The 5,624-nt window shown below is 44.9% G+C and carries 5 protein-coding genes; 3 read left to right on the plus strand and 2 right to left on the minus strand.

The window, feature by feature from the left end:
* Positions 1–307 precede the first annotated feature (307 nt).
* Complete coding sequence (locus tag VN105_RS11000; protein ID WP_325640766.1) at positions 308–1,030, plus strand: response regulator transcription factor; 723 nt, start codon at positions 308–310, stop codon at positions 1,028–1,030.
* 87 nt (positions 1,031–1,117) lie between these two features.
* On the opposite strand, the gene VN105_RS11005 is transcribed toward VN105_RS11000, so the two are convergent.
* Entirely contained in the window at positions 1,118–1,828 is a 711-nt protein-coding gene (locus VN105_RS11005) for a YebC/PmpR family DNA-binding transcriptional regulator (RefSeq protein WP_325640768.1), read from the minus strand.
* A gap of 173 nt (positions 1,829–2,001) precedes the next feature.
* Positions 2,002–3,498: an amino acid permease gene (locus VN105_RS11010; protein WP_325640770.1), complete on the minus strand. Its 1,497-nt coding sequence runs from the start codon at positions 3,496–3,498 to the stop codon at positions 2,002–2,004.
* Between the two features lie 200 nt (positions 3,499–3,698).
* Between VN105_RS11010 and VN105_RS11015 the strand changes: the two genes are divergently transcribed.
* Entirely contained in the window at positions 3,699–4,979 is a 1,281-nt protein-coding gene (locus VN105_RS11015; RefSeq protein ID WP_325640772.1) for a dicarboxylate/amino acid:cation symporter, read from the plus strand.
* A 66-nt stretch (positions 4,980–5,045) separates the two neighbouring features.
* Positions 5,046–5,624: DedA family protein (locus VN105_RS11020; protein WP_325640774.1), on the plus strand; the 579-nt coding region annotated here is incomplete at its 3' end.

Below are 5,624 nucleotides of genomic sequence, written 5' to 3' on the forward strand. Positions count from 1 at the left end.
ATGCATACCTCGGTAGAGAACGTAAAAGCGTTTCTCGAAGGAAATCCCAAAAATATTATCAATTAGGATTACCCGGCAAGCGAATAAACAGGTTATTAGTAAGAAGAGTGCAAAACAGAAAATAATGGGCCTTGGGGTATACCGCATAACTGAATGGTTGAAATGAATGATACTCCTGGAAGTGAATAGGGATGGATGGCCGCGTTATGATTATGTTATTTATTTTTGGATAAAGGTACCAGCTACGCTTATATAAAAAGGTACATCTGCAACTAAAATCTATTTATTCGCTTAAAACCAACGTTACATGCAATCAAGCATTCTTTTAGTAGAGGATGATGTGTTTTTTGCCAAGGTGGTAAAAAGACATCTGGAACGAGCCGGTTATAATGTTAACTTCTGCGAAAATGGCCAGGAAGGTTGGGAGAAGTTCCAGAAACATGTATTTGACCTGTGCATACTGGATGTGGTAATGCCTAAAAAAGACGGGTTTACCCTTGCCGGTGATATCCGTTCTATGGACGAAAACATTCCCATCATTTTCACCTCTTCCCGCTATCTTGAGCAGGACAGGCTGCAGGGCTTTGAAGCCGGCGCAGATGATTACATTACCAAGCCGTTTAACATGCAGGAAATGATCTGCCGGGTGGAGGTATACCTGAAACGCAGCCGCCTCCTGAAAAGTGAGCGCCGCGTGGTGTACACTATCAGTAACCTGATCTTCGACTATTCACAATATCATATCCGGCATAAAGATGCCGATTCCCATGTTCGTATGGCCCCAAAAGAAGCGGAGTTGCTTCGCTTTCTATGCGAAAATTCAAACAAAAAACTGAAGAAAGATGATATCCTGTCTGTCATATGGGGACAGGAAGATTTTTTCGCTTCACGTGTGATGGACGTTTATCTGACCCGTCTTCGTAAACACATTGCGCAAGACCCTTCCGTAAAACTTGAAACCTACCACGGTAAGGGACTCATGTTCATCGCGGATGACCTGGGACGCACACACACCATCGCTAAAGTTTAGCTGTTTTTGGTTAGAAAGTTAACCGTATCCAATGAAAAAACGTCCGCATTAATAGCGGACGTTTCCTTTTTTATATGAAATGATATCCTATTTCAGATTATAGAAAACCTGCTGTACATCTTCATCCTGTTCCAAACGGTCTACCAGCTCCAGTACCTCTTTTGCCTGCTCATCATTCAGTTCAACAGTAGTAGTTGGAATACGTTTCAGCTCGGAGCTGATCACTTCCAGGCCTTTTTCTTCCAGCGCTTTGGCCATATTGCCAAATTCTGTGAACGCCGCCCGGATGATGATATTACCTTCACTGTCTTCCCCTACTTCTTCCAAACCAAAATCAATTAATTCCAGTTCCAGTTCTTCCAGGTCCTGGCCGGCATTCTTTACTTTAAATTCACCTACACGGTTAAACAGAAATCCAACGGATCCGCTGTTGCCCAAGCTACCGCCGCCTTTTGTAAAGTGCATGCGCAGGTTGGCCACTGTGCGGGTGGTATTATCAGTAGCAGTATCAATAATTACCGCTACGCCGTGAGGGGCGTAACCCTCGTATACCACTTCTTCATAATCAGTTTTGTCTTTACCCATAGCCCGCTTAATGGCAGCGTCTACACGGTCTTTAGGCATATTAACACTCTTCGCGTTGAGAATGCAGCGACGGAGTGCGGGGTTATTATCGGGATCAGGACCAGACGCCTTTACGGCAATGGCTATTTCCTTACCTATTCTTGAAAATGCTTTCGCCATCTTATCCCAGCGGGCAAACATGGTCGATTTTCTTACTTCAAATATTCTTCCCATTGGAGTGGTATATATTATAGTGACTTTTAAAAACAGAACGCAAAAATAAGAATTTTCAGGTACCGGAATAGCGGGTTTGCCTTATTTTAACTAAAACGGAGAACAAAACGGGAGTAAATCCTTCGTTCTGTTCTCCGTTTGTATGATGTCCGGATTCTTTTAATTACCGCTATTTACTGCTGCATTTTACGGGCTTTACTGTGTTTTACACTGTACCCGAAATAAACTATAAAGCCAATACCCAGCCATACAAACAACCGCGCCCAGTTTTCGATACCTAAACTGATGATCATTGTAAGACAGAAACCCGCTCCCAGTAAAGGAATAAACGGTACCCACGGCGTTTTAAAGGCACGGGGTATTTCCGGGTTGGTTTTGCGCATTACAATAATACCAATGCATACCAGCACAAAGGCAAACAGGGTACCTATACTGGTCATATCGCCTACTACATTATCCGGAATGAATGCCGCAAACAGGGATACAAATACGAAGAACATCCACTGTGAACGGTAAGGTGTACGGTATTTATGGTGCAGTTTAGCAAATACAGAAGGTACCAGTCCGTCGTTACTCATGGAGTAGAACACCCTTGTCTGACCCAGCAGCATCACCAGTATAACGGAGGAAAATCCCGCCAGGATAGCCACTGTAATGAAGGTCGACAGCCAGGAGTAGCCAGGCATGTAAGTGTCTATCGCATAAGCTACGGAAGCCTCACCACCGGCTTTCAGGAAGTCGGTAAAAGGCGCGATACCTGTGAGCACATAAGAAAACAGGATATATAATAAGGTACAGATAGCCAGCGATACGAGGATCCCAATGGGCATATTCCTCTTGGGGTTCTTGGTTTCCTGTGCCGCAGTGGATACGGCATCAAAACCAATAAACGCAAAGAATACTACGCCGGCTCCCCTGAGCACACCCGCCCAGCCATGATTCCAGAAATTGGAGTAATCAACGATCTGGCCATTGTGCATTTTTACTGTACCGGCATCTGCTGGAATGGTAAAAGGTGTGTGGTTAACCGGGTTGATAAACTTCCATCCCAGGAAAATGAACAACATTACGATGGCCACTTTGGTAATAACGATGATGTTATTCACAATGGCGGAACCCTGTGTTCCCCTGATCAGCAGCATACTGAGCGCAAGGAGGATAAATACAGATGGAACATTCATGATGCCCTGAACACCTGCATCAGATGTTTCGAATGGGCTATGGCACCACTGGTACGGTATCGTGACATGAAACACATTGGTAAGCAGCTTATTCAGGTACTGCGACCAGCCTATGGCCACCGTAGCAGCTCCCAGTGCGTATTCCAGTACAAGGTCCCAGCCAATGATCCAGGCAATAAATTCACCCAGAGTAGCATAGGAATAAGTATAGGCGCTTCCTGCAATAGGAATCATAGAGGCAAATTCAGCATAGCATAAACCAGCCAGCGCGCAACCTATAGCAGCAATAATAAAGGAAATAGTAACGGCGGGTCCGGCATGCTGACCTGCAGCTGCAGCCGTTCTTACAAAGAGGCCGGCGCCGATAATAGCGCCAATACCTAATGCAATAAGGGAACCCGCACCAAGCGTCCTTTTCAGACCCTTTTCAGATTCTCCAGCTTCGGCCATTAAAACAGACAGTTGTTTTTTAGCAAAGAGTTTGCTCATACGCAGTCGTATTGTGGTTGATGTTTTAAGGTAGTTTAGTTTGTTGTTGTTTTTCTGTTGATCGCCAAATATAATATCTAAAATCAAAAACAGGTACTTTTATTTTGCCTGCCAAAGCGCATCTTTAGCTGCTTAACCTTATTTTTGGGAAATTTTCCGGTTACAACTTTTAATTCTTACAAGATAAATTCTGTCTAAGCATGAAGAAATCATCGAATCTGCTCACCTTATATATTTTCATTGCTATGGTAATCGGAATTGGCACTGGTTATGGTGTTTTCCTTGCTTATGGCAATGCTCCTGTTACTACAGGAGCCAAAGATACTCCGCAGATCTTCGCTGATAACATCTCCATTCTTACTGATATCTTCCTGCGCCTCGTTAAAATGATCATTGCCCCGCTGGTATTCTCCACCCTCGTGGTGGGAGTAGCCAAGCTGGGCGACATAAAAGCCGTTGGCCGTATTGGTGGTAAAACAATGCTGTGGTTTATCAGTGCAACCTTTGTATCATTGTTTCTTGGCTTAATACTGGTTAACCTGCTGAAACCGGGCCTGTCCCTGTCGTTGCCCCTGCCCGACGAACATGCTTCTTCCGGCATTGCCAAGGCAGATATGACCCTGAAAGGTTTTTTCCGGCATGTAGTACCGGATAGTGTGGTAGATGCCATGGCCCACAACGAAATATTGCAGATCGTGGTATTTGCTATTTTCTTTGGGGTAGCGGCGGCAGCCATTGGCGAAAAGGCCACCCCCGTGGTAAAGCTGCTGGATAGCGTGGCTTATATCATGCTGAAGGTGACTGGTTTTGTAATGAACTTTGCGCCCTTCGCGGTATTTGGCGCCATGGCCGGTATTATTGCCCTAAAAGGCCCCATCGTATTGGTAACTTATGGTAAGTTCATCTTACAGTTTTATTTTGGGTTGATTTGTTTGTGGGCCGTTATTTCCATAGCGGGCGGGTTGATCCTGGGCAAACGGGTATTCAAATTACTGGGTATGATCAAAGACCCGCTGTTGCTGGCTTTTGGTACAGCCAGCAGCGAGGCGGCTTACCCACGCACCATGGAAGAGCTGGAGAAATTTGGCTGCGACAGCCGCATTGTTAGTTTTGTATTGCCCCTCGGCTATTCCTTTAACCTGGATGGCTCGATGATGTATATGACCTTTGCCAGTTTATTTATTGCCCAGGCGTATGGCATGCACCTGGGTATTGATCAGCAGATCACTATGCTACTGGTATTAATGATCACCAGTAAAGGAATTGCGGGCGTGCCCCGTGCATCGCTGGTGGTAATTGCCGGTACCTTGTCTATGTTCAAGATCCCTGAAGCCGGGCTTATCCTGCTGCTGGGAGTAGATCACTTACTGGATATGGGCCGTTCCGCCACCAATGTTATCGGAAATGCAATGGCTACCGCTGTTGTTTCCAAATGGGAAAATAAGCTCGCGCCGCCAACAGAAGTTACTGCCAAAGCCTAACTTAACAAATGCGTAACAGTTTATTGATTATTTTACCACTTCAGAAATAGAAATAGCGTATTTAGCATGGACCAGATTATTGAGTTTTTTAAACACCTCATTAATCCCTCGTGGATTATTGAACACGGTGGACTTTACCTGTTACTGGCAATTATTTTTGCAGAAACAGGGCTTTTTATCGGATTCTTTTTGCCGGGGGATTCCCTGCTCTTTGTAGCGGGTATCTACAGCGAAGACCTGTGCCACAGCTTCTTTAATCTTCCATTTGCGGTAATTATGTTCCTGATTGCCACTGCCGGTGTATTGGGAAATATGGTAGGCTTCTGGTTTGGTAAAAAATCGGGTCCTTTATTATTTAAGAAGAAGGATACTTTCTTTTTCAGGAAGAAGCACCTGCACCAGGCCCATGAGTTTTTTGTAAAGTATGGCGGCGGCGCTATATTCTTTGCCCGCTTCCTGCCTATCATCCGTACTTTTGCTCCTATAGTGGCGGGTATTGTGGGTATGGACGGTAAGAAATTTATGTTCTTTAATATTATCGGTTCCTTTGCCTGGGTGTTTTCCATGATGCTGGCCGGCCATTACCTGGATAAAGCTTTTCCTAACCTGAAGGAACACCTGGAATTGATCATCCTGGTAATAGTG

This window comes from Chitinophaga sp. (assembly GCF_035564935.1).
GTDB lineage: Bacteria > Bacteroidota > Bacteroidia > Chitinophagales > Chitinophagaceae > Chitinophaga.

Excerpts from the sequence above, each read along its gene's own strand:
- VN105_RS11000 (WP_325640766.1), top strand. The coding sequence starts at position 308 with ATGCAATCAAGCATTCTTTTAGTAGAGGATGATGTGTTTTTTGCCAAG.
- VN105_RS11005 (WP_325640768.1), bottom strand. The coding sequence starts at position 1,828 with ATGGGAAGAATATTTGAAGTAAGAAAATCGACCATGTTTGCCCGCTGG.
- VN105_RS11010 (WP_325640770.1), bottom strand. The coding sequence starts at position 3,498 with ATGAGCAAACTCTTTGCTAAAAAACAACTGTCTGTTTTAATGGCCGAA.
- VN105_RS11015 (WP_325640772.1), top strand. The coding sequence starts at position 3,699 with ATGAAGAAATCATCGAATCTGCTCACCTTATATATTTTCATTGCTATG.